Genomic DNA, 25,982 nt, shown 5'->3' with positions numbered 1-25,982 from the left:
GCCGGGATTCGCTCGGCCTTGAAAAAGCTTCACCCAACCCACGAAAGAGGATTCACCCATGTTCGGATTAGGCAAAAAGCTGTTCGGCGCCAAGCGCGCAGTCAAGAAGCTGGAAAACCGCGACCTGATGCAAGCCATCGTTGGCGGCTGTCTGTTGGTCGCCGCGGCTGACGGCGAGATCAGCAAGAACGAATCCGCGCAGATCGATATCCAGATCCGCGCCAACAAGAACCTGGAGCACTTCGGCCCGGAGATCACCAGCACGGTGAATCTCTACACCGAGCAGTTGCAGGCGTCCTTCCGCATCGGCCGCATGACGATCTTGCGTGAGATCCGCGACATCAAAAACAACCCGGCCGACGCCGAGGAAGTGTTCGTCAACATGCTCGCTGTAGCTGAAGGTGATGGCGACATCAGCGCTCAGGAAATGAAGGTGCTGGCCGAAGTTGGCAATGAGCTGGGCCTTCGCCTGAAAGACTTCGGTATCGAGGCTTGAAGCAGCGCACAAGGCGGTCGCTGATTATCGCCGGGGCAGTCATCGCCCTGGTGGTGATCATCTACAGCGTCGTCAATCGCGGAGCCTGCTCCTACTACGGCTACCAGACAGATCGAGAAACCCGCTACGCCGCCTTTGTTGGCTGCATGGTCAAGACCTCGAGCGGATGGGCTCTCCGTAGCGAGCTGCGCACAACGCAGTAACCGACCTGCATGGGGTGGTGATCTGCCACCCCATCACAAACAAGGAGTTTTACCCATGTTGATACTCACCCGAAAGCCAGGCGAAACCATCCGCATCAGCGACGACATCAGCGTCACCGTACTCGGGGTCTCCGGCCAGCAGGTACGCCTGGGCATCACCGCGCCGGCAGAAGTTGAAGTGCACCGCGAAGAGATCTTTCTGCGTATCCAGGCTGAGCAGCAAGCAAAAGGTGACGCCCATGCGTGACACTCAATTCGATTCGAGAACCGCCGACAAGTTTGTCGCACGCCTGCCTGACGGCCTGCGCGCAGAGATTGAGGCAATCGCCAATGCCAGTGACCGCAGCATGAACGCCGTGTTTGTTCAGGCCGTTCGGCAGTACACAGACGGTCAGAAGCGCCAGCAACTGTTGCTCGATGCTCTGGCAAACGCTGCCACTTCCTCTATGCACATCGACGTCCGCGTGCAGATGGCTGCCAATGCTCGGCGTTATGAGTGGCTGCGGGATCGGCAGATCATCGATGACCCCGACACCGCAATTCTGGTGATGGCGGGCGATATCTACTTCACCGGCGCGGAACTGGACAAGTGCATCGACGACGCCATGCGTCTTGAAGCTCTGGAGGGTTCGACATGCGGGCAATGATCATCGCCGCCCTGCTGCTGATCGCCGGCCAAGTCAGCGCCAGCGAGCAAGTCATCAGCGTCCAGCACGACTCTACCCGGGCTGTTACGTGCTTCATCACGGCTCAGGGCGGTATCAGTTGCCTACCAGACTCGCTCCTACAGAGCGGCACTACCGAGCGTGAGTCAGGCCGGGCCTCTCAGGCCAGTTCAGTGACTGAAAAAGGGCTTTCGGTGGCCACTCCGCTCCCACAGGATGAGAGGTTCAAACTATGACCACTCCAAACAGTTTTCTGGAACGCGACCGTGAGGGCGTCACCGGAGGCAACGAGTTTGCAAGCCTGGGCGCCCGCCTCGTTCGTTTCGGCCAGGCCCTTCAAGAGCCCAGCACCACCGTCAGTGAGTTATCCAGGCTGGCCGGCGCTTGCGGGATCTCGTTCAAACTCCGCGCCGTGGCCGACTCCGAGGAGCGGAATCATGAATGAGAGGATTTTTGGAGGAGCCTGCGGATTCAGCTGCAATGCTGCGCGCCTTGTCCACTCCCCACGAAAGCGCGGCAGTCATGGTCTCGTCGGTTCGCTCGGTGTACGCCTCTTCATGAATGATGCGAAGACTTTCGGAGTAAACGCCCAGAAACAATTGGGTAACACCCTGTCGAGAAAGTCTTACTTGAACATCAATAATGATTCCGTCGCTAACAACTTCACTATGAGTTCTGTGGTGAAGCTCGCAATCGGCCCACAACCAAAATGTCGATCCTCGATGTGGCATGTTCTTCCTGCTCCTATACCTAGAGACCATTTTGGAAACAAAACCGAACCGCTTAAATACTTGCAGTTATTCATGGAGTCAATAGCGTCTCATAAACGATACAGATGTAACGTTTTAGCAGCTCCATTGATTGGTATTGAAGAAGGGCGGTCCATGGCTAAGACAATTCTGCGGGTTCGCCAGGGAGCGATCGCCTACTACCTGAACGAGTCGTCTACCGGTGCCAAGAACAGCGGTCGTCGTTTCATCCTGAGTCGCACCAGCGACTACGGGAAAACCAAAGACGGCTGGATCAAGGTCAACACCACCGAACATCAGGTGCTGCTGAATATCGCTGGTGACATTGAGCGGTTCTCCGCCTGCGACAGCCTTTACGCAAGCAAGCCGCATCGCCCGCACGTCGACCGTCACCACATCCGTGGAATGGCCGGCAAGTGGGAGGGCGTGGCATTTCCAGCTCGCGTGACGCATGGCCGTGACGCGACACAAAACGCGAACTTTGAAAAAGTGTCGCGACACGGAACACGGTGAAGCGATGCGCTATGTGACCGTCAGGAAATTCGCCAGCGAGTCTGGCTACACAGAAGACGCGATCCGCTCAAAGATCCGTGACGGGATCTGGCGGCTCGGTGAGATATGGATCAAAGCGCCGGATGGCCGGACGCTTCTCGACATAGAAGGATACGAGTCATGGGTAGAGGCGGGCGGGGAGTTCGGGCAGTCTCCGATTCGAGCATCGAAATCACGTTCATGTATCGGGGCGTCCGGTGCCGCGAGCGGATCACGCTCAAGCCCACCGCCACTAATCTGAAGAAAGCCGAGCAGCACAAGGCGGCGATCGAGCACGCGATCTCCATCGGAACCTTCGACTACTCGGTGACCTTCCCAGGCTCGCCCAGGGCAGCGAACTTCGCGCCCGAGGCCTCTCGCCAGACCCTGAACGGCTTTTTGATCAGGTGGCTTGAAGCGAAGAAAAAGCACGTCGCGAGCAGCACGTTTGATGGTTATCGAAAGCTGGTCACCCTGCGCCTGATTCCCGCCCTGGGCGACACCATGCTCGTGGACCTCAAGCGGAAAACAGTGAGGGACTGGCTAGACACACTGGAGGTGGGCAACAAGACGCTCAGCAATATCCAGAGCTGCCTACGCTCCGCGCTGAACGATGCCGCCGAGGAGGAGTTGATCGAGCTGAACCCGCTGGCTGGCTGGACCTATTCGCGCAAGGCCGCGCCGCCAAAAAAAGACGATGTCGACCCTTTCAGCCCTGAAGAGCAGCAGGCGGTGTTGGGCGCCCTCTCCGGCCAGGCGCGCAACATGATGCAGTTCGCCCTATGGACAGGATTACGCACTAGCGAACTGGTGGCGCTGGACTGGGGCGATATCGACTGGCTGCGGGAAGAGGTAATGGTCAGCCGTGCGATGACCCAGGCCAGCAAGGGAAAGGCGGAAACAACGAAGACCGCCGCCGGGCGCCGAAGCGTGAAGCTGCTCAGGCCGGCGATGGAGGCATTAAAAGCACAGAAAGCGCACACGTTCCTGGCGGACGCCGAAGTGTTCCAGAACCCGCGCACACTCGAGCGCTGGGCTGGCGACGGGCCGATCCGGAAAACGATGTGGGTGCCGGCGATGAAGAAGGCTGGTGTTCGGTACCGGAGGCCGTACCAGACCCGGCACACCTACGCGTCGATGATGCTGTCTGCCGGCGAGCATCCAATGTGGGTGGCCAAGCAGATGGGACATACCGACTGGCTAATGATTGGCCGCGTGTACGGACGCTGGATGCCATCAGCGGATGTCAGTGCGGGCAACAGAGCAGAAGAGCTTTGGAGTGCAACACCAGATGATGGAAATAATGTTGAGGGAAGATTTGATCCTGCTGCTCGATGATCAGGACGTTTGGAGGCTATAAAAGACAGCTTGGTCGAGCCTTTACGAAGACGAGAAAGGCCGATCTATGACAGCAATTTTCGGCGCCCAACTAATGACAGCTTTTCGACAGCATTCTAACGCCACCCTTTACAGAACAAGGCATACAGCGTAAAGGACGGGGGTTCAAATCCCCCCGGCTCCACCACTTCATCATCTAAAGACGTCCACTGACGTCTTTTTTTGTGCCTGAAATCCAGTGAATACAAGGATTTAGAGTCCATCAGCGTCCACCAGCATCCGTGACCATCTACGATTTCGTGTATTCCAAGTGGTATTCCAAGCCCTCACCTGCTATTTTTTGGAATACATAAACAGCACTGGAATATACGATGGGGGCCCAAGCCACGCGCCTTTCAGACGTAAAAATCAAAGCCGCGAAGCCAAAGGAAAAGGACTACATACTCACCGACGGCAACGGCCTTCAGATGCGAGTGAGAATCAATGGCTCAAAGCTATGGAATTTCAACTACATCCAACCCGTGACGAAAAAGCGGATAAATATGGGATTGGGCACATTTCCAGAGGTAAGCCTGGCTCAAGCACGCAAGAGAACCATGGAAGCGAGAGAGCTCGTCGCCCAGGGGCTGGACCCTAAAGAAAAACGCGACGCCGAGCGGCACGCGAAAAAAGCAGCCACGGAACACACTTTCGAAAATATCTCGGCAGCGTGGTTCGAGCTCAAAAAGGATTCAGTCACTCCTGCGTACGCCGAGGATATTTGGCGCTCACTAACGCTGCATGTCTTCCCTGATCTGGCGACCACCCCAATCTCTGCTATCACTGCCCCTAAAGTCATAAGTTTGCTTCGCCCCCTCGAGACGAAGGGCAGCCTCGAAACCGTTAAACGTCTGACCCAACGCCTCAATGAAATCATGACCTACGGCGTCAACTCGGGATTGATTCACGCGAATCCGCTCAGTGGCATTCGAGCCGTCTTTAAAAAGCCCAAAAAGAAAAATATGGCGGCCCTTGCACCCGATGAGCTGAAGGAGCTTATGGTGGCGATTGCCAACGCCAGCATAAAGAGAACTACACGCTGCCTAATCGAGTGGCAACTTCACACCATGACTCGACCAGCCGAGGCTGCCACTTCCCGCTGGGCTGATATCGACTTCGAAAAGAAAATCTGGACTATACCGGCGGAGCGCATGAAGAAACGTCGGATACACATCATTCCACTCACGGAGCAGGCTCTGTCGCTCCTGGAAGCGATTAAACCCTACAGTGGACACCGGGAGTACGTCTTCCCTGCAGACCGTAACCCTCGTACCCACTGCAACAGCCAGACTGCCAACATGGCGCTGAAGCGCATGGGTTTCGAAGGGCGCCTAGTAAGTCATGGCATGCGCTCAATGGCGAGTACCATCCTCAATGAGCATGGCTGGGATCCGGAGCTGATCGAGGTGGCGCTTGCCCACGTTGACAAGGACGAAGTGCGAAGCGCCTACAACCGAGCAGACTATATCGAACGCCGACGTCCGATGATGGCTTGGTGGAGCGGACACATTCAGGAAGCAGCCACAGGCAACATGTCGATCTCAACGCTCATCCAAAATCGAGACCGGAAGGTTGCCTCCTTACGCTGAAGATTCGATTGATGATAGTAGTTGAGTAATTGCACAGACTTGCCCCCCATTTGCATCCGACCTGACCAGTCATTTGCATCGGATTTGACCATCATGCTTCGTGATCATGGCCGGCAGAGAACGCCCCTTGGCTACCCTTCGCGAAGGGTAGCAACCGGCCGATTCTGTTGAAAAAGTCGGATTTTCCACTCGCCTGAACTCACGCACGATCCCACCGGAGAACTGAACATGCCGATACGACCTCAGCCGTTCAGCTTCGAGTGCGGCGATTGTGGGTGGAAAAAGATTGTGGCGCCCAAGAGTGATTGTTTGGGGCCGGGGGATTGGTTCTCGAAGTGTCCGAAGTGTGGCAGCCAAGAGATGAAAATCAGACGCGCAGGGTGGTTGATGAGGAAGTTGATTCGGCTGCTGGAGTGAAAACTATCAGCGCGAGGGCCACCGCGTTGCCGTTTTCAAAGATGGGGTCCTGGATGGATAGAATTCGAGTGGCATTTTGATATACCGTTACCGCTTTGTGCCTCAGTGCTTAGAGTGTGATGAACATACTGAGTACGGAAGCCGGTGATGGACAATTTTGTGAATAGTTGAGCGTCAGGAAGGATTATTCAAATGGATCAGCAAGAGTTCGATCGTCAATTCAAGAAAGCGCATGAAGAAAAATCGCCTAATTACGATGACAACGTCAATGTTGCATTAGTCGGCAAGGTCAGTGCGGGCAAGAGCTCGTTGCTCAACGCGATCATGGGCTGTGATCGCTCGGATCCCATCGCCAAAGTCGGTGCAAGCTCCGGTGTGACGACAACCGTTACACCTTATCGGCTCGACGAGCACGTGCTGATTATTGATTGTCCAGGCCTTGATGATGTTCGCAAAGAAAATAGCGACACCACCAAGGCGTTTCTAGATTCGATCGATGTCGGGATTTTTGTAGTCACCGGTTCATCGGACGCATCGCAAAAAGCCAATTATCAGGATCTCAAAGCCAGCGCAAAGCACGTGTTGGTGGTATTGAACAAAGCTGATGAGTGGGACGATCTTGAGCCCTCGGCTTTCGATGAAGTCGTTGAGCAATGGCGCCTGGATTTGGGGGCAGACAAAATCTACCCTACGTGCGCGAAAGGTTACGACCCCAAGATGCGCAAAGACGCTCCGATGGTGCTTCGCGGCATCGAAGAAATCCGGGAGGTCATGTTCGATTTTTTAGCGCAGGAAAAAAAGGCGCTGCTGATGGCCCGGCACCTTCGGGACAAGAACAAATATGCCTTGGGCATTATTGCGGCGGCGTTAGTCTCAGTGGCTGGAGAAGCCTTTATCCCAGGTAGCGCCGTGTACATCACCGCTACCCAGGTTGTTGCTATTTCCTCCCTGCATTACCTGTATACGGGCAGTGTCTTGAGCAAGAGCTCGGCGCTCACATTACTGCCGACGTTTGCCGGCGAAAGTATCGGTACCACCGCATTCTTGTGGGCCAAGTCGTTTTTGCCGCCTACCGGTGTCGTTGATGTGGCAGCAGCAGTCATTGCCGTTGTCATCACCTTCGCGATGCTGGCCGCCGTCAAGTACATGCTGGAAAGTGGCCATGGGCTGGATGAAACCGAGCTGCTGAAGCGCACATTCAAAGACTTCAGAAAAGTCGGTGAGAAACTTAAAGGCGTGAACCTCACTGATCTGAAGAGCAAAGAAGGCGTTACCAAGCTGTTGACCGGACTGCTCAACTGACGAGCGTTTCCTCTCCAGGCAGATATGCCTGCTTCCTTGATGTCGGAAGCAGGCACTTATGCATACCCATCAAACCACTGTCTTACGACCCTACACTCGCACGTTCGGCCTTGATACGCTCCAGCAGCACGCTGGCATCTGCTTTGATGATGCTGGCGTCCACGGCAAAGCCTTCGCCCTTGACCAGGCCGGCGTCCATGCATTGACGTAGCACTTCATTGAACAGCCAACGAAACAGATCGCTGTCCCGAAAACCGCCGTGTCTATTTTTGGTCGAGTGACTGGGGACTTCATCTTCAAGGCTTAACCGGCAGAACCAGCAATACGCCAGGTTCATATGGATCTCTTAGCACAGCCGCCGCTCGGAGCGAATACCGTAGCAATGGCCTACGATCAGCATGCGGATCATCAGCTCAGGGTCAATCGACGGACGCCCAATCGGGCTGGAAAAATCGGCGAAGTAATGGCGCAAGTCGCTCAGATCGAGGCACTGATTAATGCTGCGCAGAAGGTGATTGGCTGGGATGTGATCTTAAAGGTTGAAGGAGCAAAACAGTCGCTCCTGCCCACTCGATAGCTGTCACATCATGCTGCGTGATCCCCCGCCGACCAATGAAGCAATTTTGCCGCAGGCCAAACAGGGGAGCTACTTTTTCAACAGAATCAGCCGTTCTGTGCCGATCATGGTGACAAAGTGTACTGGTCAAATCCAATGCAATCGGTGATCAAAACGAATGCAAATGCCTGGTCAGGTCGAATGCAAAAGGGTGGTCAATTCGATGCAATCACGCAGTAGTCACTCGCCCCTAGCTATCGGCCGCCTAAGCTCAATATCACGCAGGTATCCACACTATCAGCACGGATACCCGCAACGTAACCTTCCGGCTATGTCACTCAATCAATGTCCCTCCTCTCGGGGTGAACAAACATTTGATCATCCCGAATGACTCCGCTCCTACCAAGTCAGCGACAGGACCTCACAATGTATCAGCCACCCGTACCTCCAAGGCTTTCATCGCTCGGGCTATGGCGTGCAGCGTGACGTAGCGTGAATGCGCTCTCGTGTGACCTCTAGGTTGATGACTTCCTTTTGCACGTCAAACTTGAAGGTAGCGACTAAAACTTTTTCAGATCAGGTACAGGTTTCAGCGCTTTTCGAGATACTTGAATCCTGAATCGTCCAGAGACTGAATAAATCAAGAAGACAGGCAGCAGTCCCGAAATATGAGGGCAAAATCCACGCTCGGCCTGAACTGCGAGACACTGACTGTCTGGTATTCATCCAGCCGCAGCTGGTAAGAGGTTTTCCTGCAGTTGCTCCGCTTCAAGCTGGGAGTAAGTGATAGCTGAACGACTTGACATGCATCCCGCCAATGCGGCTTTCTTTAGCAGGTAGGATCTGGTCGCCATACCAATGAAGCGCATGCCAGCATTAAGCCCAAAATCTATGTGCCCGACATGCTGACCAATTGCAAAATCTTTCTCACGAAGTCAGCATACTCCCCTCTAAGCGGGCAGAACGCCACCACGGACATTGCTTCAGTCAAAAGGAACTTGTAATGCCCGAGCCCCCGCGCCCGACTAAAGAGGCCGTCCGCCGTGAGTCATTGGGCAGCGACGATACCCCAATCCTCCGGAAGGCACAGACTCTCAACAAGCCGAACCTGGGCGAGAGACTCGAGCTTGCAACGCTGGTCGAAGAGTTCGGTGTCAACATCCGCACCATCCAGTGCGACCTCAACGAGCGCCTTGCTAATCTCCCATTGAACAAGATCGACCTGCGCGACGTCGAGCGCTTCGCGGGACTGGTCGGCATTTATGAGCTGTTTTTATCCCTGTCCACCGATGTCCTACGCGACACCATCGACGACCGCACGCAGAGTCGCCTGCTGATCAATAGGCAGCGTTACGAAGATCTCAGCGGCTGCAAAGTGCCGGCCGAGCACTGGAAAAGACCAGAGTCACGCACCTTCATATCCACATCATCAGCCCGGAAAGCGTGTAGGACGAACTGGAAAACGAAGTTCGTACCGCCCCTCGCCCGCTACCCCCTCATCTAGAAGACTCGGCCGCCCCCCATAGAGACGCCGAAACAAACATGGAGCAGAGCATGAAATTCAGGAAACTCGGTCTTACCCTATCTGGTGGCGGCGGTAAGGGTGCCTATCAACTCGGCGTCTGGCAGGCCATGCGCGACCTGGGCCTGGACAGCCAGCTGAGCGCCATCTCCGGTACCTCGGTGGGCGGACTCAACGGCGCCATGTTTGCTCAAGACAAATTCGATCAGGCCAAATCCATGTGGCTGAACATCGAAAGCCGCAACATGCTTTCCGTACAGGATGTGCCTGGCCTGGCGTCACGCCTTGCGTTACTGACCGCCAGCGGCATGATCTCGCCGATGCTCAGCCACTTCATCAGTACCAAGGGCTTTTTCAAGCAAGATGGCCTCAAGAGCATGATCGCCGAAGGCCTGGACGCAGGCAGGCTGGCTTCTTCGGCGCTGCCGCTGACCGTGGCGCTGCACAATACTGCCGCCAACCGGGTCGACTACCTCTCGGTACGCGATACCCACACCGCAGCGGACATGCTGCTCGGTACCGCCGCCCTGCCCCTGATCTTCGACGAGGTCGCAATTGGCGACGGCATCTATACCGATGGCGGCTTCTACTGGGGACTGCCGCAGAAAAATGTCGACAACACGCCGGTCCGGCCACTGATCGAGGCCGGCTGCGACACCATCGTGGTGGTGTATCTGTCGCCCGACGACCTGAGCATCGACCCGCGCCACTATCCCGGGGTGCGTATTTTGCCGATCATTCCTGCCAATAGTCTGGGCGGCGTCAGCGCCACCCTCGACTTTTCCAACGAAGGTGCCGCAAGGCGCATGGAACAAGGCTATGCCGACGGCCTGCAGATCTTCCGCCACCTGCAATTGTTCCTCGACAACGAGGCGCAGTACGAAGCCCTGTGGGAGCGCGCTCGCTTGGCAGCCGAACAGGAGCGCAAGCTCAGCGACAACCTGTACGACGTGGACCGTAAACACAGCCAGGCTGTCCGCGATATCCATGACTTCGACCGGCAAATTCGCAACGACGATTTCAGCCAGAAGTTCGAACTGGCCGACGACGAGATCCCCCTTGCACTCGAGCACCTGGCTCTGGACAACACTGCGCTGCTGGCTGACATCGAGCGTCAGCAACTCGAAACTGCCGTCGACAGTTTCCTGGCCCAGAACAGCAACAACCGCCGGGCGGTCGAAACCTCGGTGCTGGACGCCCTCGCCACCCTTTCTCCAGTCAGCGGACGCGCCACCTACCTGCGTGAACAGGGAATACTGTCTCGCTTCATGGGCGCTATCACCGGCAAGAACCAGCAGATTGCCGCCGAGAACGACCGCGACCTGGCCCAGGCGCAATTCGCGGCCGTGCGCCTGATTGCTGCAGTTCAGGAAAAAGGTGCAATCACCCTCGAGTTCGCCTGCACCTTGCAGAACCGCCTGAACGGCGCCTTCGCCGAAATCCAGCGACTGGGAGATCGTCATAATCGGGATCTGCGGCGCGTCTACCGCTCGCTGGCCGGAGTCTACTGCAAGCTGCGCGACCGCCTGAGTGCACATGACAACCGCCTCGATGCCCTGGAACGCACCAGCCGCCTGCACGACTGGCTACTTCATCCCAATAGGCGTCATCTTGACGGCCAGGCGCTCAGCGAACTGCCTACTACTTTGCGTCTCAGCTGTCTGGCCAACGACTTCTTTCGCCTCACCGACGGCCAGTGGACAGTCCACGAGCTGAACAGCCTCAAAGAGATGTGCCTACTCGTCGGGCTGGATCATGCTCACCCCGTGCAGATCGGCGAGTTCTGCGCCCAGTTGAGCCAGCAACCAGCCTGCCTGCAGGCACTCACCCTGCACCTGGCTGCACTGCCTCAGCCTGTCCCCCTCAACCCGACGGCCCTCTGGCTGCTCGACCTGCGCGCCGGTACCGCGCCAACGGACAACGACAGCGTACTTGCCCGCTGGGGATACGGTGCGGCAACGGAGCTGCCAGCCTGGGACTTTCTCGCCGAACTGCTCTACCACCTCCAGTCCGCCGGATTTTCGGTGGTGCGCAGCAGCGACCTGAGCCAGTACAAGGAGCATTGGCTAGGGCAAATGCAGGTGCTTGACGACCTGCTGGGCGAAAACATCCTGCCCAAGAGCTTCGCCGGGGAGATCAACGCACTGCGCCAGCAGATCACCGGTTTCCACCTCAAGGTGCCGCTGATCGGCAAGTTCAGTGTTGGTAAGTCGACCCTGCTCAATTGCTGGCTGGGCGAGGATATTCAGAAAGACGACCTCGGCGCCTGCACCAGTCTGGCCACTGAATTCCACTACGCCGAACCGGGCGCGGAAAAACTGGTGATCCACTGGCTGGAGGACGCCCAGACTGGCCACGTACGGCGCGAGGAAAAACCGCTCACGGCCTACGCCGCGCTGCTCGATGATCCACGCACTACCGCCCGGCCACCACTGTTCGTAGAACTGCACCTGTGCCGCAGTGCCCTCGCCCGCCACCCTGATCTGGTGCTGGTCGACACGCCGGGCCTGGGCTCCAATGATGGCCAGCATGAGCGTGCGCTGGAGCAGTACATCGGCGAGGCGGTGTCGTGCATCCTCTGCGTCACCCGTATCAGTCAGGTCGGTATCGACGAGCTGGCTTTCATTGATCGCCAGCGCTCCCTGGGTCAGACGTTTTCCCTGCTAGTCTGCCAGGAGGCGCTGAACAGCCGTCAGCAGCGCGAATCCCTGCGCCGTTCCCTCGCCGAACAGGCCGGCCTGGACCCGAGCCAGCCGACCCGTGGCTGCTCTGCGCGTGAGGGTGATCTGAGTGGCTTCGAGGATTTGCTCGCTGGCCTCGAAACGCAAAAGGCTTCCCTGTTCCACGAGCGCTTCGGTGCGCAGGTCAAGGCGCTATTGGTTCAGGCCGAACGCCTGATTCGCCAGCAACTGGCGATGGACACCAGCGCAGAGCAGTTACTCGAACAGCAGAAGATCCTCGACAAAGGCATGGCCCGCCTCGAAGAAAACTACACCAACGAACAAGACAGTTTGCTGCGCGACTGCCGCGGGCCGATCAGCCAACAGGTGCTGGCCACCGTCAACAGCTACCTGCGCAGCCGTCGCCAGGCCTACAAACAGATGCTGCTGGCGGGCCAAGGCATTGGTCCGCTGCTCACCGCCGATGCGCGTAACGCTTGCCAGTTGGCCATTGAGCAGAACCTGACCCCGCGCCTCAAGGACGCCTGCCAACGTCTGGGCAGTCATATCGAGTTCAACGCCTTTGAGGGTCCGCAACTCTCCGGCGACGGCCCGACCGGAATAGAGGCCGACCATGGTTTCAGTGCCTCCGCGGCCGGTGCAGCGGCTGGGGCGGCTATCGGCACCATAGTGCCGGGGATTGGTACCCTGATCGGCGGCCTGGTCGGCGGCGCGCTCGGCTTGTTCGCTTCGCGCAGCAACAAGGAGAGCGAAGCCGAAGGCAAAGCCAATGACGCGATTGAAACGGTCATTAGCCAGTTGCAAAGCGTGATTCCCGATGCGCTCGACAAGCATGCCCGTCAGTTCATCTCCGATATGTGCGACCGATTAGCCGCACAGTTGGCGGCGCAACGGGAAAACCTCGAACGCATCGAACAGCAACTGATGGCAGACCGTGACCGCAAGCAACAAATCCAGCACAAGGCCGAACAGGCGCTGAACAGCGTCGCCCGATTACTCGACCACAGCAGCCAGCAACAACCTCGTCCTGTGGAGGCCAGCGCCGATGTCGCTTGATTTCAGCTTCTCCCTCGAAGACCTGGAGGCCGCGCAATCGGCCACCACCAACCCTTACATGAGTGACGCCGGCAGAGGCTTGCAACTGATTGCCAGCCTCGTCGGCCGGCCACGTCCGGACGCGGGCCAGGAGCAACAACAGCAACTGTCCGCAGCGCTGCACCGGCTGATCCATGAGCGCTTCATCGACCTCACGTCCAAGGGCAGCTATCCCGGTGAAGCTCAAGCGTTGCGCGAGCTTCAGGCGCTGGAAGCGTCACTGGAAAACCTTGCTCTGTTTCCCGACCTGGCCAACAAGACCGTGGTCGGCGTCGGTGGTGGTTTCAGTGCCGGCAAGTCGCGCCTGCTCAACACCCTGCTCGGCGTCGATCTGCTACCGGAGTCGCTGGAGCCAACCACGGCGATTCCCAGTTTCATCACCCGTGGCGAAGACGGTATCGTTGCGCTGAACACCTTCAACCTGCAGATTCGACTGGACCCCGACGGCCTGCAGGCCATCACTCACGCCTTCACCAGCCAGTACCGCCACAGTCTTGACGAGGCTTTCGGTTTTGCCCATGTGCTCAAACTATTGATGCTCCATTGCGCTAGCTTCGCCTGGGACAACCTGGCCTTCCTTGATACGCCCGGTTACAGCAAAGCCGACGCCCGGGGTAGCCGCCAAACCGACGAAACCATCGCCCTCAAACAGCTGACCGAAGCCGATCACGTGATGTGGCTTCTCAGTGCCAAGAACGGCTCGATTCGCCAGGACGACCTGGAGTTCTTGCGCAGCCTTAATCATCCAAAACCGATCTTCTTCGTCGTCACTCAGGCAGATCTGGTAGGGCGCTCGTCTATCGACTCTATCCTGCACAGCACAGCAGAAGAGATCGACGCTTCGGGCATTCCCTGCGCCGGACTGATGGCCTGGGCGGCGCCGCTGGGAGCCGATCAGGGAACGCTGATTGCGGGTGATGATATTCGCGTGTGGCTCGAAAAGCTGGACGACGCTCCCAAGTACACCAACCACAGGCGCACTTGCGAACGTGTGTTAGACGGTTATATCCGTCACAACCAAGAAAACCTGTCCAACAGCCGCAGAAAACTATCGCTGTTCAATACCCTCCTGCCCTTGCAAGAAAGACTGCCTCAGAGTGAACAGGCAACGCTACAAGAACTGCTCCAGGAGCAACGTACCCGGCAGAAAGTCTTCGCCGAACTTGTCGACGCCTTCACCGTTTTAAAAAACGAAATGCAGGAAATCATCGCGCAGATCATCGGTGACCTGGCCATTGATGCGCTTTCCATCGAAGAACTCTACGGCACAGGCCTGGCATTTCATGAGCAAGGCGATTACGGCTCGGCGGCTGTCTACTTCCAGCACGCTGCAGAACAGGGGAGTTGCGATGCTCAGTTTCGCCTTGGCATCTATCACGAGCTAGGACAAGGCGTGTGCGTAAACGAACGCCTCGCGGCAGAGTGGTACCGCAAGGCCAAAAACCAAGGTCATGTCGAGGCCCAGTTCTACCTGGGCGTCTGCTACGAGAACGGTGTAGGCGTGCAAGAAAATCTGGAAAGCGCCGTCGCCTGCTACTTCCAGGCCGCGGAGCAAGGGCACGCCGAGGCTCAATACAACCTGGGTGTTTGCCTTGCCAGTGGAGAAGGGATTGCGAAAGACGAACAGCGGGCCCTGCATTGGTTTGAAAAAGCGACCAGGCAAGGTCACCCAGAAGCCCGCTTCTACGTGATCAATCGATCAGCCCAACATGGCAGCCCCGTCGCGCAGTACGCGTTAGGGGGGCTTTACGAAAAAGGCCTGGGTGTTTCCCTGGACCTGGAAAAAGCCATCAAGGCATACCGCAAAGCGGCCGAGGCAGGGCATGCCGATGCCCAATTTGAACTTGGCCGCCGCTATTTAAATGGAGAGGGTCTGAGAAAAAACTCCGCTCACGCTATCAGTTGGCTGGAAAAGGCGGCTGCACAAAAACATGCCAAAGCCTCTTCATTGCTGAACCAACAACGATCGAGCCTACGGCCCCGGTCGGGTGGTTGGTTTTCTCAGATTCAAATGGTAAGGAATAAAATCCAATGACACCCAAAGTATTCTCCCTGGCTTCGCTAACCCCGCATGCCGCAGCTCTTGACGCCGAACAACTCAGTAGTCTGAAAACCTTGCTCGACGGGCTTGAAGTTAATCTCAACGCTGTACGCGAGAGCGATCGCGACCTACGCATCGCTGTCGTTGGCCAGATGAAGGCCGGCAAGTCTTCGTTCCTCAATGCTGCCTTCTTCGGCCGCGACTTGCTGCCTAAGGCTGACACGCCGATGACCGCGGCGTTGACCAAGATCGTGTACGCCCCCAAGGCCAAGGCTGAAGTGGTGTTCTACAGCGTCGACGATTGGGCCGACATCGAACAACGTGCCAACGAGTACCCCAGAGCCTATGCCGAAGCAAAGCGCAAGCTGAAGGAGCCGCCGAAGACCGACAGCCCTTTCGCCAAGATACTCGCGACACCTCGCGCGCACACAGCGGAGGAGATCGATCGCCACGTTCCCGAAGCCATCCGCTCCTCACGGGAGCTGGTGGAAATGACACGCAAGAAGGGACTTAACGTACGGGACTACCTGGGTAAGACCGAGGTGCTGGACGTCGCTGGCGGTGCTCAAGACCTGGCATATGCACTGCAGGAGTATGTTGGCAGCGGCGGACGCTTCACCGCCATCACCAAGATGTCCGTGCTGCATGTCGACGACAAGCGCCTGCAAGGCCTGGAAATAATAGATACCCCCGGCTTCAACGACCCGGTGGTTTCCCGTGGCCAAATCACCCGTAGCTTCCTTGGCCAGTGCGACGTGATCTTCCTGCTCTCGGCAGTCAGCCAGTTCCTCACCTCTTCCGACATGGCGGTGCTGCGCGAGCAACTGCCTGAAGCGGGTATCGACGACAAGGCGGTGTTCCTGGTCGGTTCGCAGCGTGATCTTGCCCTGCGCCAGGATCGTGGTATTGCCGTCACAGCCAGCAAGCTCGCCGAGCGGGCACCCGCCGAGAAACGTTCTGCTGTACGAACCGGTGCAATGTTGCAACTGCTGGACAAGAAAATGACCGAGCAGGCCGGCCTGACGCTGGAAGCGCAGATCAACCAGCCTGGCCAGGACAACAAGACCCGGCGCATCCTCAGCGCCGTTAAAAAATCCGCACCACGCTTCATTTCCAGCTGGGCGTGGCTAGTCGCCGAGCACTTCGATTCCCTGTCCGAAGAAGACCGGGAACAACTCGATCAGCTATGCACCGCGACCGGTTTTGCCTTTGAACCGAACAGCCTGCGTCAGCTCTCCAACATTCCGGCGCTGCGCGACGAGATCCTCGCCCAACTCGAACACAAGCAGCGCCTGATCGCCAGCAAGGAGCAGGCATTGATCGAAGGCGTGCACAACGGAACGCGCGAACGCCTGCAACAGATTGACCTCAGCCTGCAGGCGCGTAGCGAACATGTGCGCAACGGCGACATCGGGGAGCTGGAAAAAACCGAGCAGGACATGCTCAAGCGTATGCGAAGTGGCAAGGCACGCCTGGAAGGCGTGTTTGACGAGCAGTCGGTAAAGGCCAGTCAGCAGTTCGCGCTGCTCAAGACAGACATTCGAGAGCAGGCACAGAAGTACTCCAGGGTGGACGCGGTCAAGGAAACAACGACCGAGTCCTACTCCGTTTCCACGTCCAGCTGGTACAACCCCTTCTCCTGGGGGGATCGGGAAACACGCTTCCGCGATGTGGTCACCGTCTACGCCAGCGCTCAGGATGCCATCGAGCGCGTACAGGTCTTTGCCTTGCAGACCACCAAGGCCCTGCAGAAGGCAATCATTGACTGCGTCGATCTCGATGAGATGCGCCGTAAAGTCGGTGTCGCGGCAATGTCGCTGTTCGACACCGGCAGCGCCGACTTCGATGCCGAACTGATGCTGGCCGAGGTCAACAAGAGCCTGCGCCGCATCACCATTCCGGATGTCAGCTTCTCCAGCAAGGACTACAGCCTCAGCATCATCAAATCGTTTGGCAGCGATCGGGTTTCAGAGAGCCAGATCAACGGTCTCAAGGAAGCTCAGCGCGAGGCCGTAGCCGCGATCATCCGCGACCTCGAAAGCGAAGTGGAGCACAAGGTCAAGGCTATCGAAGCCAGCCTGAGCAGTACCGGCCAGACCTTCGTCGAAGACATGAGCTGCGACATCCAGCGGAGCCTGACCCGTTTGCGAGAAGATATTGCCAACAAGGAGCAGAGCATCCAACAGATCGCCGCCGCCCGCCAGGCGGTAGCGAAGGCACTGGCCGCGCTGTGATGGCGAAGTGACGAACACATCACACCGCTACGAATATCTGCCAACTCTCGAATCGAGACAGTAGCCCGCAAAATAGAAGATTAATAAATGTCCCTTGAATCCAACTTCAGCCTAGAAGAACTGGAAGTTGCCGAAGCCGAAACCGCCAATCCCTATCTGGCAGATTCGGCGCTGGGACTGCAGTTGATCACCCGACTGATCGCCCAGCCTCAAGGCGTGATCCCCAGCGAACATCGCCGGCAGCTTCACCGCTTGCACCAACTGATTCACCAGAGCTTCGTCAACCTCGCCGCGCGAGACGACTACCCGGCCGAGGCACAAGCCTATCGCGAGCTAGTGGCGCTGGAGCAGTCGCTGGAGGATATGGTTGCCTTCCCCGATCTGGCCAACAAGACTGTAATCGGTGTCGGCGGCGGCTTCAGCGCTGGCAAGTCGCGCTTTCTCAACAGCCTGCTCTGCGTCGATGTGCTGCCCGAATCGCTGGAGCCCACCACCGCGATTCCCAGCTATATCGTGCAAGGTGAGCGTGAGGAAATCATCGCGCTGAACACATTCACCCAGGAGGTCGCGCTGGATCGCCGCGCCCTGCAGGCGATCACCCATGCCTTCCAGAAGCATTATCAGGAAACGCTCGGCGTGGAGGTTGGCTTCGCTCATGTCCTGCGCCTGCTGATGATCCATCTGCCCGGCCTGTGGCGGCGACTCGCCTTCCTCGACACGCCTGGCTACAGCAAGGCCGACCGCAATGACGCCGTACATAGTGATGCATGGATCGCCCAGCGCCAGCTCGCCGAAGCCGACCATGTGATCTGGCTGCTCAGTGCCAAGAACGGCTCGATCCGCCGCGACGACCTGGAGTTCCTGCGTACCCTCAACCATCCCAAGCCGATCTTCTTCGTGGTCACCCAGGCGGATCTGGTCGGTCGCTCGCGCATCCAGGCAATCCTCGACAGCACTGCTCAAGCACTCGACGACGCCCACATCGACCGGGCCGGACTGATGGCCTGGGCTGCCCCGCTGGGCAAACTCAATGGCCAGCACATGGCCGGAGATGATGCACGCGCCTGGCTGGACACGCTCAACCGCCAGCCAAAGCGAACCCAGAAGCGCGTGGCCTGCGCGCGAGTGCTGGACGCCATCATCGCTCACAACATTAATGCGACGGCCACCAACCGTGAGCTGCTGTCAGCCATGAACGAGCTGCTGCCCATCGCCGACAGCCTGGCCGAAAAGCGACGCGAAGTGATCAAGCAGCAGATCGAACGCCTGCGCAATGACCAGCGCCGACTCAACGAGCTGGTCGGTGCCTTTGGCGAGCTCAAGCAGGAAATGCTTGAGACAATCACCCTCATTGTCGGCGGTGTGGCCGAAGACGAAGAGGTACGACGCAGCCACGAGTTGATCTACAGATTCCGGCGCACATGGCTCAATCGCCCGCTGACCATCGGTGAGCAGTTCGAGATCAGAGTGCTGACGGTCAAGCCGGAGATGAAAAAGATTATCGTAGAGTTCGGCAATGGCATTGCCTCCACCGGGCTAAGCTTCGGCATGATCCGAGGCGGCTTGCGCATTGACCCGCTGGTACTGGTCAAGGGCAGTCTGCTGCACGGCGAAGTTCGTGTTGTGGATGATGAGTTTGTCACCCTGGCGATCAGCAATCCGCACGCAGCAACATGAGCACTTGGCCTGCGACCTGAGAAGGTCGCAGGCGATGCAGGCTCGACTGCAGCATATGACGTCCCTTTGCGTGCCGACGAGCACTCAAAAGCGTCGCAGTCGCGCCAGCCATTCAGCCACTGTGCGATCGATAACGTCCGCTCGCCGATGACTCAACGCCTCGCTACCGCATTTGGGGCAGCGAGCGAACCAGTCACCGGGCCCCAATGCATCGCTACGTGGCGCTACAGTTTTTTTCCAACCACACTCATCACGAACAAAAGTGAAAGGTTTGGGTTTGATCGGCATCGCGGCTCTCCTGAACATTTATCCACAGACCTCTCCTTCAGCGCTCTCACCCAGCGGGATACGCCAGCTCGATTTGCTGATCAAACTCTCCGCTATACCCACAGTACACGCGCGGAATACGCTCTATGTCCTCGGCAACTTGCACAATCACTTCGCGCAACTCCAATTGCTCGAACCACCGAGCAGGAATCGCCGCAGCACCATACTGAACACCCAACAAGTGCCCGGCGACGAGTCCTGTACTGTCGCTATCGCCACTGTGATTCACCGCCGTGATCACGCCCTCTTCGAAAGAGGGCGCTGCTAGGGCGCACCACAACCCGATAGCCAGCGTTTCTTCGGCGACCCATCCACCACCAAGCTCGCCTATTCGTTGCGCAGTGGGCTTGTAGCCCTCGTAAAAGAAGAAAAGGACGCGCTCAAGGAGGCTGCGGGTCTCTTCCATACCGGGCACTTGTCCATACTGCGCCAGGCTCTGAGTGACGGCGTGTTCCAGGCTGTCCTGCCGATCGACCATACGCTGGAGAATATCGGCGAACATCCCGGCTGCCAGATAGCCCGTAGGATGCCCGTGAGTCAGGCGCCCTGATTGGGTCGCGTAGTCAAAGGCGTTTGCAAAAAAGGCGCAGGGCGCAACGCGCATCAAGGCGCCACAGCCTTTGCTGTTGTTCTCGGCAACTGCGCCCAACCGCGGACTGGCCTTGAGTGCACCTAGGCAAGTAGTGCCAGGGGCGCGCCGAGACCAGAGCTCCGATTGCTTGATCAGCCAGCCGTCCACGTCGATCGGCATCGCCGCGGGATAGTCCTGGGTTATCAGCCAGCGCAGCAACGAATGGTGAATAATGCTGGGGACGTGGCAAGTCCCTCGCGAGCTGCCGCACACATAAGCCCGCAGCAAGCCTTCTGCGGTGAAAAGCATCATCTGCGTATCGTCGGTAATGGCGCCGGTGGTACCGAAAGCAGGGGCAAAATCAACGATACCTTGTGGACCGAACTTAGCCTCAATAGCTGACCATTCGAGAAACTCCACTGGGGCGCCTAGCGCATCACCGACGGCGCCGCCGAGCAGGCAACCCTTGATCCGTTCAAGTCTGTTCATGTCCTTTCCTCATCCCTCTGCAGGGATCAATTCCTGCAGAATCACCAGCTTTCTTTGCAACTGCTGGACGTGCTCTTTCTCGGCTCGCAACGCCGAACGCAGTTCGCGGTTTTCCATTTCCCAGATCCGCGCCCAGCGCACATTTTTTTGGCAGCCCATAGCCATCTGCCAGAGCTCACGTAATCTCAGACACTGATGCAGTAACACCAGCAGGATTGCTCCCATCATCAGCAATGCACCCGTCGAAACCGCTTCCGACATACTCATGTCCACTTCCTTTCGTGACTTCAATTCATTTTGAAGACAGACACACGATATGTAGTGTTTAACGACAGGTCTAGAATGTAGACTTATACAGGTAAAGTATTCGCGCATATGGAGACGGTATGAAACGCAAGCAGTCCATCGAACAGGTCCGCTGGGATCTGGCACTTCGCTATCGTTTGATTGAGACCGTTGCCTGGTGGGAGGGCCGGTTGACCACGGGACACTTGATGCAGAGCTTCGGCATCAGCCGTCAGCAGGCGTCCAAGGACATCAACACCTACATCACAGAACATGCGCCTAAAAATCTTACATATGATAAAAAAATAAAAGGTTACGTGCCCAGCAAGACGTTCACGCCGCTGTTCATCGACAACAGCGCCAGCGCCTATTTGCACCTGCTCTATCAGAACAACGAACGCGCCCCGCACATCGATGGACTCGCCCTAGCCTACGCCCACACCAAGGTGCTGGAAGTCCCGGATCGTCCAATTCGGCCGGAAGTCCTGCGCCCATTGCTCAAGGCCTGTCGCGACGGCCTGCGCCTGGAAACCGAGTACGTGTCGCTCAATACTCCGAACGTGGAGATTCGCCTCATCGCCCCTCACACGCTGGTCTACACCGGTATGCGCTGGCATGTGCGGGCTTACTGCGAGAAGAACGGCCAGTACCGCGACTTTGTGCTCAGCCGTCTACGGGGCCAGCCAGATTTGCTCGACGAATCGCCAAATACTCGTGAGCTGGATGAAGACTGGAACACCGAAATACCGGTGATATTTGCCGCCGATGGGCGATTGAACGCGGCGCAGAAGTCAATCATCGAAACCGACTTCGGCATGATTGATGGCCAGCTCGTGGTGCCCAGTCGCAGGGCGCTGGTGAAGTACGTATTGCAACGCTATCAGATCGACCCAAGAAACCAGGCCACTAACCCCGAGGCCCAGCAAATCGTGGCAACCAACCTCAAGGAGCTGCGCCCCTGGCTCATGCATGACTGATCCTCAATCCTTTGGGCGAAGGCGTGTTGCCCCGAGTCGATCGCTGTCTGTCAGGCGTTTCGACTCGGCAACATCCATGTCCACCCGGCCGACATCTCGTGCCAGATACGCGCAGCGCTGATGCAGTTGTTGATCTCCCGGATCAGCAGTTGCTCAGCGATGTCGTTATGGCCATAGAGGATGGCCAGATTTCGAGCGGTATTGCCCTCGTTGTTCTTCGCGTTCATATCAAGTTCGAACATATTGTAGTTATCAGTGAAGTACTTGACGGTCTTGAAGTGGCCATTTATTGCGAGCCAATGAATAGGCGTATTTCCGCCCACATCACGATGGTTGAGACTCCCGCCTAGCCGGAAACGCGTTTCAAGAGTTTTTATTTTTCCCTGCCTGGCGGGAAGATGCATGTATTTATCGTGCGGCATGAAGCTGCCGAGCCCTTTCCAGCTCCGCAGTTGCTTGTCTCCCAAGGCACCGAGTGCCTCCAGCTTCTCGATCAGGGCGATTCGGTTCAGACGATAGGCGATGTCCAGTGGGGTGTCCCCCACAAGATTCCGGTCATTGAACGCCAGCGGATCAAACGACGACAGATACTGCGTATTGTCGAGAAGCACTGAAGAGTGCCAGTCCCCCAAGCCGAGCCCCTCCATGTCATCAACGCAAAAGCTCGTCGAGGCCAAAGCCTTCTGCAGCAGAGAAAGCAAAGCGGGCGTGTATGGCATTACTCTCTTCCCTGTTGCGGATAGATGACAAAACCCTTGATGGCACTACTCACACAGGGCGAGAGCATTGGCAGCCGTCCCGTACCTGACAGCCATGCACAAACCGTTGACTAGGCTCATGTCGTGCGGAGTCAGGCAACGTATGGCAGTTAGATCGGGGCTGGCGACGATACAGGCCAACGATTTCGCCCGGCTGACGGCTACATTCAAGCGATTTCTCGAGTACAGGAAACCAATGTCTCTGGGCAAATAGTCTTCATTGGAGGTCGCCATCGATACGATAACAATCTCCGCTTCCTGCCCCTGAAACTTATCCACAGTACCCACACGAGCGCCCGCTGGCAGCACCTGTTTCAACAACTGTACTTGCAGGTTATACGGGGCTACTACCAGGATGTTTTCGATGCAGATCGCGTGCTCTACGCCCTTGTTATCCACATAACGCTGGCGCAGGAAGTATGCGTAAAGCTCTTGGACTTGCGCCGCTTCTTCGTCCGAACTCTGGCTGTTGCCATCGTGCTCCACAGGGCAAAACATCAGCCCGCTGTTCGGCACTTCCGGTCGCTGGCCATCCAGTAACAACACCCGCTTCTCAGTACCGGGCGCCGAAGAAAGTTGCCCTTCGTACACTGCTTGCGAAATGAACGAGCAAACGTTGGGGTGCATCCGCCAGGTTTGCGCCAGGAACACCCCACGATCAGGTGCGATTGTGGGCGTGCCATCCAACAGATAGTCGAGGATGGAATCGCCGGAGCGGCCCGGATGCACGCCTTGCACTGGCTGCGACAATTGCATCTGGTCGCCCATCAGGACGATGTTTCGCGCAGCCAAGCCCATCGTGACCAGATTCGCCACACTCACCTGACCAGCCTCGTCGACGAAGAGGTAATCCAGTTGCTCGGTGAAGACGGGGTCGGCAAATAGCCAGGCGGTGCCGGCGGTCAAGTTAATGTTCGGCCCCCACGCATCGAGGAACTCCTTTTTTTCCTCGATGGAACGGATGCAGCGGCCGGTGAACTCCGTGCCTTCGCCCTCCGAGGACTTTTTCAGTCCTGTGAAAGTGAATCCCTCTTCTTGCGCACGAGATTCAACCGCCGCCAGCAGGTTATTGATGGCGTGGTGCGAATTGGAAGTTACGCCGATACGCTTGCCCGCCTTGAGCAAATCAACGATGACGTGCGAGCCGGTGTAGGTCTTGCCTGCACCAGGCGGCCCCTGAATAAAAAGCACGCTGTGCTCGAGGTTTCGCACCACCTGCTTGATGGCATCAATCGTCGGCAGGCTTGAATCAAGCAGTGGTGCACCCGGCTTAATGCCCTTCACCCGCGGAGCGCGACGATGTAGAAAGTCTGCAACCGCCTGGAAGCGCTGTTCGCCGGCCAAGAGGCTGTCGGCATAACGGAACAACGCCTTGCGCAGCGAAGTAGACGGGATCGGCCTCCCGGGAATCATGTCGAAGTAATCAGGCGGTGCATTTCTCTCGGTAGCCTTGAATGTCGCCAGACCGTTGTCATGGTCCAGATTAACCAGCTGTACGCTGACCAGGGACTCGGTGATGACGCCCTGAGAACCCGTACGCATTTTGGTTTCTTGAGGGTCGAAACTGTACTCATACAAAAACGATTTCTTGTTCGGTTCAGGCGGTGTGTTTGTGCGCCGCAAACCGGCCAGGCTCTCGATATCCTCCAGCAGCTCCTCGGTTGTCATGTCCTGCCGACTGAACAGCTGCCACCACGTTGGCTTCTCTGCACGGCGGTGGAAGTCGAGTAGCTGGAAGGTGAGCAACGTGACCTGATCCTCGTCACTCATGGCCTCTTCGTCAGTGCACATCCCCCCCAGCAAACGATCGCGATAATCTTCCAGACGAATCTCGATCTCCTTTTGCTCCGCCATGGATTTCTCGCTTTCGGCTTCAGATCCAAGAAAAGCGCCTGCACTCGACGGCTTGATTTCCAACAGCCAGTTACGAAGAAGATAGGTGGATAGCACGTCGTCTTTGTTGTAATGCTCGATCTGCTCAAGCAACTTCGATTCGCCGGTCTCTTTCCACTGCTCATAAAACACCATACTCGCGCCGGCATTGGTGACGTCGCCGTCACGCTGCCCCATGTAAAAGTGCTCGATATTCTTGATCGAGTAGCTGGGCTCGGACACCCGGATCGCTTCTCGCACGACCTTGTACAGATCGATCAGTTTGCCGTTGCGCAGCAACCAGTCCACTTGTGCTTCACGCGTCCCGTGCTGGCTCATCAGGCGCTTGATGGCCGTCTCTTCGTAGCTGGCATAGTGGTAAATATGCGCGTCGGGGTAACGTTTGAGATGGCCGATGACCCAGTCGATGAACTGCTCGAAGGCGGTCTTTTCTTCTTCTCGGGTATGCGCCCAGAAGGGTTTGAAGGTTTGCTGCCCAGCCTCGTCGATGTAAAGACCGAAGAGGTATTCCAGGCCACCCTCTTCCAGCGGATTGCCCTCCATGTCGAAGAACAGATCACCGTCGACCGCCTTGGGCATCCGATAGAAACCACGCCGCTCACCCGAGACAGGCAGAAGCTCGAACAACGGAACATCACTGGAACGCCCCAGGAACTGCAAGCGTGCCTGATGCCGCAACTTGCTCAAAGACTCCGTCTGCAGTTTCGGGATGCGCAGGTCGTCGGTACTGTCCGCCAACTGACGCAACGTGGTCACGCCGGCGCCCTGCAGTTTCCGAATTTGCGAGCGGCTGATGCCGGCGACGGCCGAGATGTGGTCGTCTTGCAGCCGCTGTTCGTCACAGCGATCGCGCCACGCACAGAACCCGCAATGGCTGCATGGCTCCGGGTACGTTACGGGGTGGTCGGCACTGTTCACGAACGTTTCGAAACGCTGAAGCACATGCTCCAGATAATCAGCGTAGTCAGCAACCCGAAATGCTTGCTCGGTACACGCGGCATCACCGAGTACGACATACATAAACTGTGGCTGTACTTGCTGGATCGAGATCAGCATTCGTGAGTAAAGCGCAACCTGCACAAGGAACTTGGCCTTGGCCGTTTTCGCCAGCTTGGTGTCGATCACCTCATAACTGTGGTCGCCCAGCGCCGACGCCCGCGGCACCTTGCGCAGGAAGTCGGCGTGACCAATAAAGGCGCCTTCCTGAAGCGAAGCCTGGAAGATGATATCGACGCCGGCCTTCATGGCCTGGATGGTCAGTTCCACCCGGCGCGCGAAACTCGGATTGCCCTCGGCAATGTCTACCACGTTGGCATATTCGCTTTTGAGCCGCTCGAAAAAGGCTGCCTCATGGGCTAAGCCCTTGTCCTGTATCAATCGGTTCTGATCGCTAGCCGCCGCTTTTTCCATAGGCATGACGAGGTTCTGAAGGTCTAGCGCCGTCAGGTGCTGGCACTCAAGAAAACCGCAGATATCTGAGGCGGAGTACAACTGAATTCCGTTCCGGTTTTGCATGGTCGCTTCCCGTCCGGTGAGGCGCCCAGGAA

Annotated in this window: 20 protein-coding genes and 1 pseudogene; 16 read left to right on the top strand and 5 right to left on the bottom strand. The window is 57.3% G+C overall.

Annotated features, from left to right (window positions below; all coding sequences use genetic code 11):
- Positions 1-58 precede the first annotated feature (58 nt).
- The 10 genes from K5E40_RS09875 to K5E40_RS09830 all read left to right on the top strand — a co-directional run bounded on the left by K5E40_RS09875 (position 59) and on the right by K5E40_RS09830 (position 7,329).
- A complete protein-coding gene (locus K5E40_RS09875; RefSeq protein WP_221730563.1) occupies positions 59-496 on the top strand; it encodes a tellurite resistance TerB family protein in 438 nt (145 codons plus the stop codon).
- Positions 493-699, top strand: coding sequence for a hypothetical protein (locus K5E40_RS09870; protein ID WP_260455578.1), 207 nt, complete (start codon positions 493-495; stop codon positions 697-699). Before K5E40_RS09875 ends, K5E40_RS09870 begins: the two co-directional genes overlap by 4 nt.
- A gap of 55 nt (positions 700-754) precedes the next feature.
- Entirely contained in the window at positions 755-946 is a 192-nt protein-coding gene (gene csrA, locus K5E40_RS09865; RefSeq protein WP_221730562.1) for a carbon storage regulator CsrA, read from the top strand.
- Positions 939-1,346, top strand: a complete 408-nt coding sequence (locus K5E40_RS35395; RefSeq protein ID WP_311775946.1) for an Arc family DNA-binding protein — start codon at positions 939-941, stop codon at positions 1,344-1,346. Before csrA ends, K5E40_RS35395 begins: the two co-directional genes overlap by 8 nt.
- Positions 1,334-1,600 (top strand): hypothetical protein, encoded by a 267-nt coding sequence (locus K5E40_RS09855; protein ID WP_221730561.1) that lies wholly within the window; start codon positions 1,334-1,336, stop codon positions 1,598-1,600. Before K5E40_RS35395 ends, K5E40_RS09855 begins: the two co-directional genes overlap by 13 nt.
- Entirely contained in the window at positions 1,597-1,809 is a 213-nt protein-coding gene (locus K5E40_RS09850; protein WP_221730560.1) for a hypothetical protein, read from the top strand. The genes K5E40_RS09855 and K5E40_RS09850 overlap by 4 nt, the downstream gene beginning before the upstream one ends.
- Entirely contained in the window at positions 1,802-2,626 is an 825-nt protein-coding gene (locus K5E40_RS35390; protein WP_221730559.1) for a hypothetical protein, read from the top strand. The genes K5E40_RS09850 and K5E40_RS35390 overlap by 8 nt, the downstream gene beginning before the upstream one ends.
- 159 nt (positions 2,627-2,785) lie before the next feature.
- Positions 2,786-3,982 carry an Arm DNA-binding domain-containing protein gene (locus tag K5E40_RS09840; RefSeq protein WP_221730558.1) on the top strand — a complete coding sequence of 399 codons (1,197 nt, stop codon included), beginning with the start codon at positions 2,786-2,788 and terminating at the stop codon, positions 3,980-3,982.
- 371 nt (positions 3,983-4,353) lie between these two features.
- Entirely contained in the window at positions 4,354-5,610 is a 1,257-nt protein-coding gene (locus K5E40_RS09835; RefSeq protein WP_221730557.1) for an integrase domain-containing protein, read from the top strand.
- Between the two features lie 609 nt (positions 5,611-6,219).
- Positions 6,220-7,329, top strand: a complete 1,110-nt coding sequence (locus K5E40_RS09830; RefSeq protein ID WP_221730556.1) for a GTPase — start codon at positions 6,220-6,222, stop codon at positions 7,327-7,329.
- A 130-nt stretch (positions 7,330-7,459) separates the two neighbouring features.
- Here the strand turns inward: K5E40_RS09830 and K5E40_RS09825 are convergent.
- Positions 7,460-7,855: pseudogene (locus K5E40_RS09825) on the bottom strand (transposase); the annotation flags it as partial.
- Between the two features lie 1,033 nt (positions 7,856-8,888).
- Between K5E40_RS09825 and K5E40_RS09820 the strand changes: the two are divergent.
- The 5 genes from K5E40_RS09820 (at position 8,889) to K5E40_RS09800 (ending at position 19,135) form a co-directional block, all read left to right on the top strand.
- Positions 8,889-9,389 (top strand): hypothetical protein, encoded by a 501-nt coding sequence (locus tag K5E40_RS09820; protein ID WP_221730555.1) that lies wholly within the window; start codon positions 8,889-8,891, stop codon positions 9,387-9,389.
- Positions 9,390-9,439: 50 nt separating this feature from the next.
- Positions 9,440-13,144, top strand: a complete 3,705-nt coding sequence (locus K5E40_RS09815; protein ID WP_221730554.1) for a patatin-like phospholipase family protein — start codon at positions 9,440-9,442, stop codon at positions 13,142-13,144.
- Complete coding sequence (locus K5E40_RS09810; RefSeq protein ID WP_221730553.1) at positions 13,134-15,218, top strand: dynamin family protein; 2,085 nt, start codon at positions 13,134-13,136, stop codon at positions 15,216-15,218. Before K5E40_RS09815 ends, K5E40_RS09810 begins: the two co-directional genes overlap by 11 nt.
- Entirely contained in the window at positions 15,215-17,458 is a 2,244-nt protein-coding gene (locus tag K5E40_RS09805) for a dynamin family protein (protein ID WP_221730552.1), read from the top strand. The genes K5E40_RS09810 and K5E40_RS09805 overlap by 4 nt, the downstream gene beginning before the upstream one ends.
- Positions 17,459-17,545: 87 nt before the next feature.
- Positions 17,546-19,135, top strand: coding sequence for a dynamin family protein (locus tag K5E40_RS09800; RefSeq protein WP_221730551.1), 1,590 nt, complete (start codon positions 17,546-17,548; stop codon positions 19,133-19,135).
- 334 nt (positions 19,136-19,469) lie between these two features.
- Here the strand turns inward: K5E40_RS09800 and K5E40_RS09795 are convergent, their stop codons facing one another.
- Positions 19,470-20,522: an ADP-ribosylglycohydrolase family protein gene (locus K5E40_RS09795; protein ID WP_221730550.1), complete on the bottom strand. Its 1,053-nt coding sequence runs from the start codon at positions 20,520-20,522 to the stop codon at positions 19,470-19,472.
- 9 nt (positions 20,523-20,531) lie between these two features.
- Complete coding sequence (locus K5E40_RS09790; RefSeq protein ID WP_127650044.1) at positions 20,532-20,789, bottom strand: hypothetical protein; 258 nt, start codon at positions 20,787-20,789, stop codon at positions 20,532-20,534.
- A 119-nt stretch (positions 20,790-20,908) separates the two neighbouring features.
- On the opposite strand from K5E40_RS09790, the gene K5E40_RS09785 reads away from it, so the two are divergent.
- Complete coding sequence (locus tag K5E40_RS09785; RefSeq protein WP_154949546.1) at positions 20,909-21,784, top strand: WYL domain-containing protein; 876 nt, start codon at positions 20,909-20,911, stop codon at positions 21,782-21,784.
- Positions 21,785-21,834: 50 nt separating this feature from the next.
- Here K5E40_RS09785 and K5E40_RS09780 read toward each other — a convergent pair whose 3' ends face one another.
- Together K5E40_RS09780 and K5E40_RS09775 are read right to left on the bottom strand one after the other, a co-directional pair.
- Positions 21,835-22,503, bottom strand: coding sequence for an ankyrin repeat domain-containing protein (locus K5E40_RS09780; protein WP_221730549.1), 669 nt, complete (start codon positions 22,501-22,503; stop codon positions 21,835-21,837).
- Between the two features lie 45 nt (positions 22,504-22,548).
- Entirely contained in the window at positions 22,549-25,950 is a 3,402-nt protein-coding gene (locus K5E40_RS09775) for a TM0106 family RecB-like putative nuclease (RefSeq protein ID WP_221730548.1), read from the bottom strand.
- Positions 25,951-25,982: the final 32 nt, after the last annotated feature.

This window comes from Pseudomonas baetica, from assembly GCF_019733355.1.
Taxonomy (GTDB): domain Bacteria; phylum Pseudomonadota; class Gammaproteobacteria; order Pseudomonadales; family Pseudomonadaceae; genus Aquipseudomonas; species Aquipseudomonas baetica_A.
The sequence above is the reverse complement of the archived record's forward strand: the minus strand, read 5'-3'. Positions and strand labels throughout refer to the sequence as shown.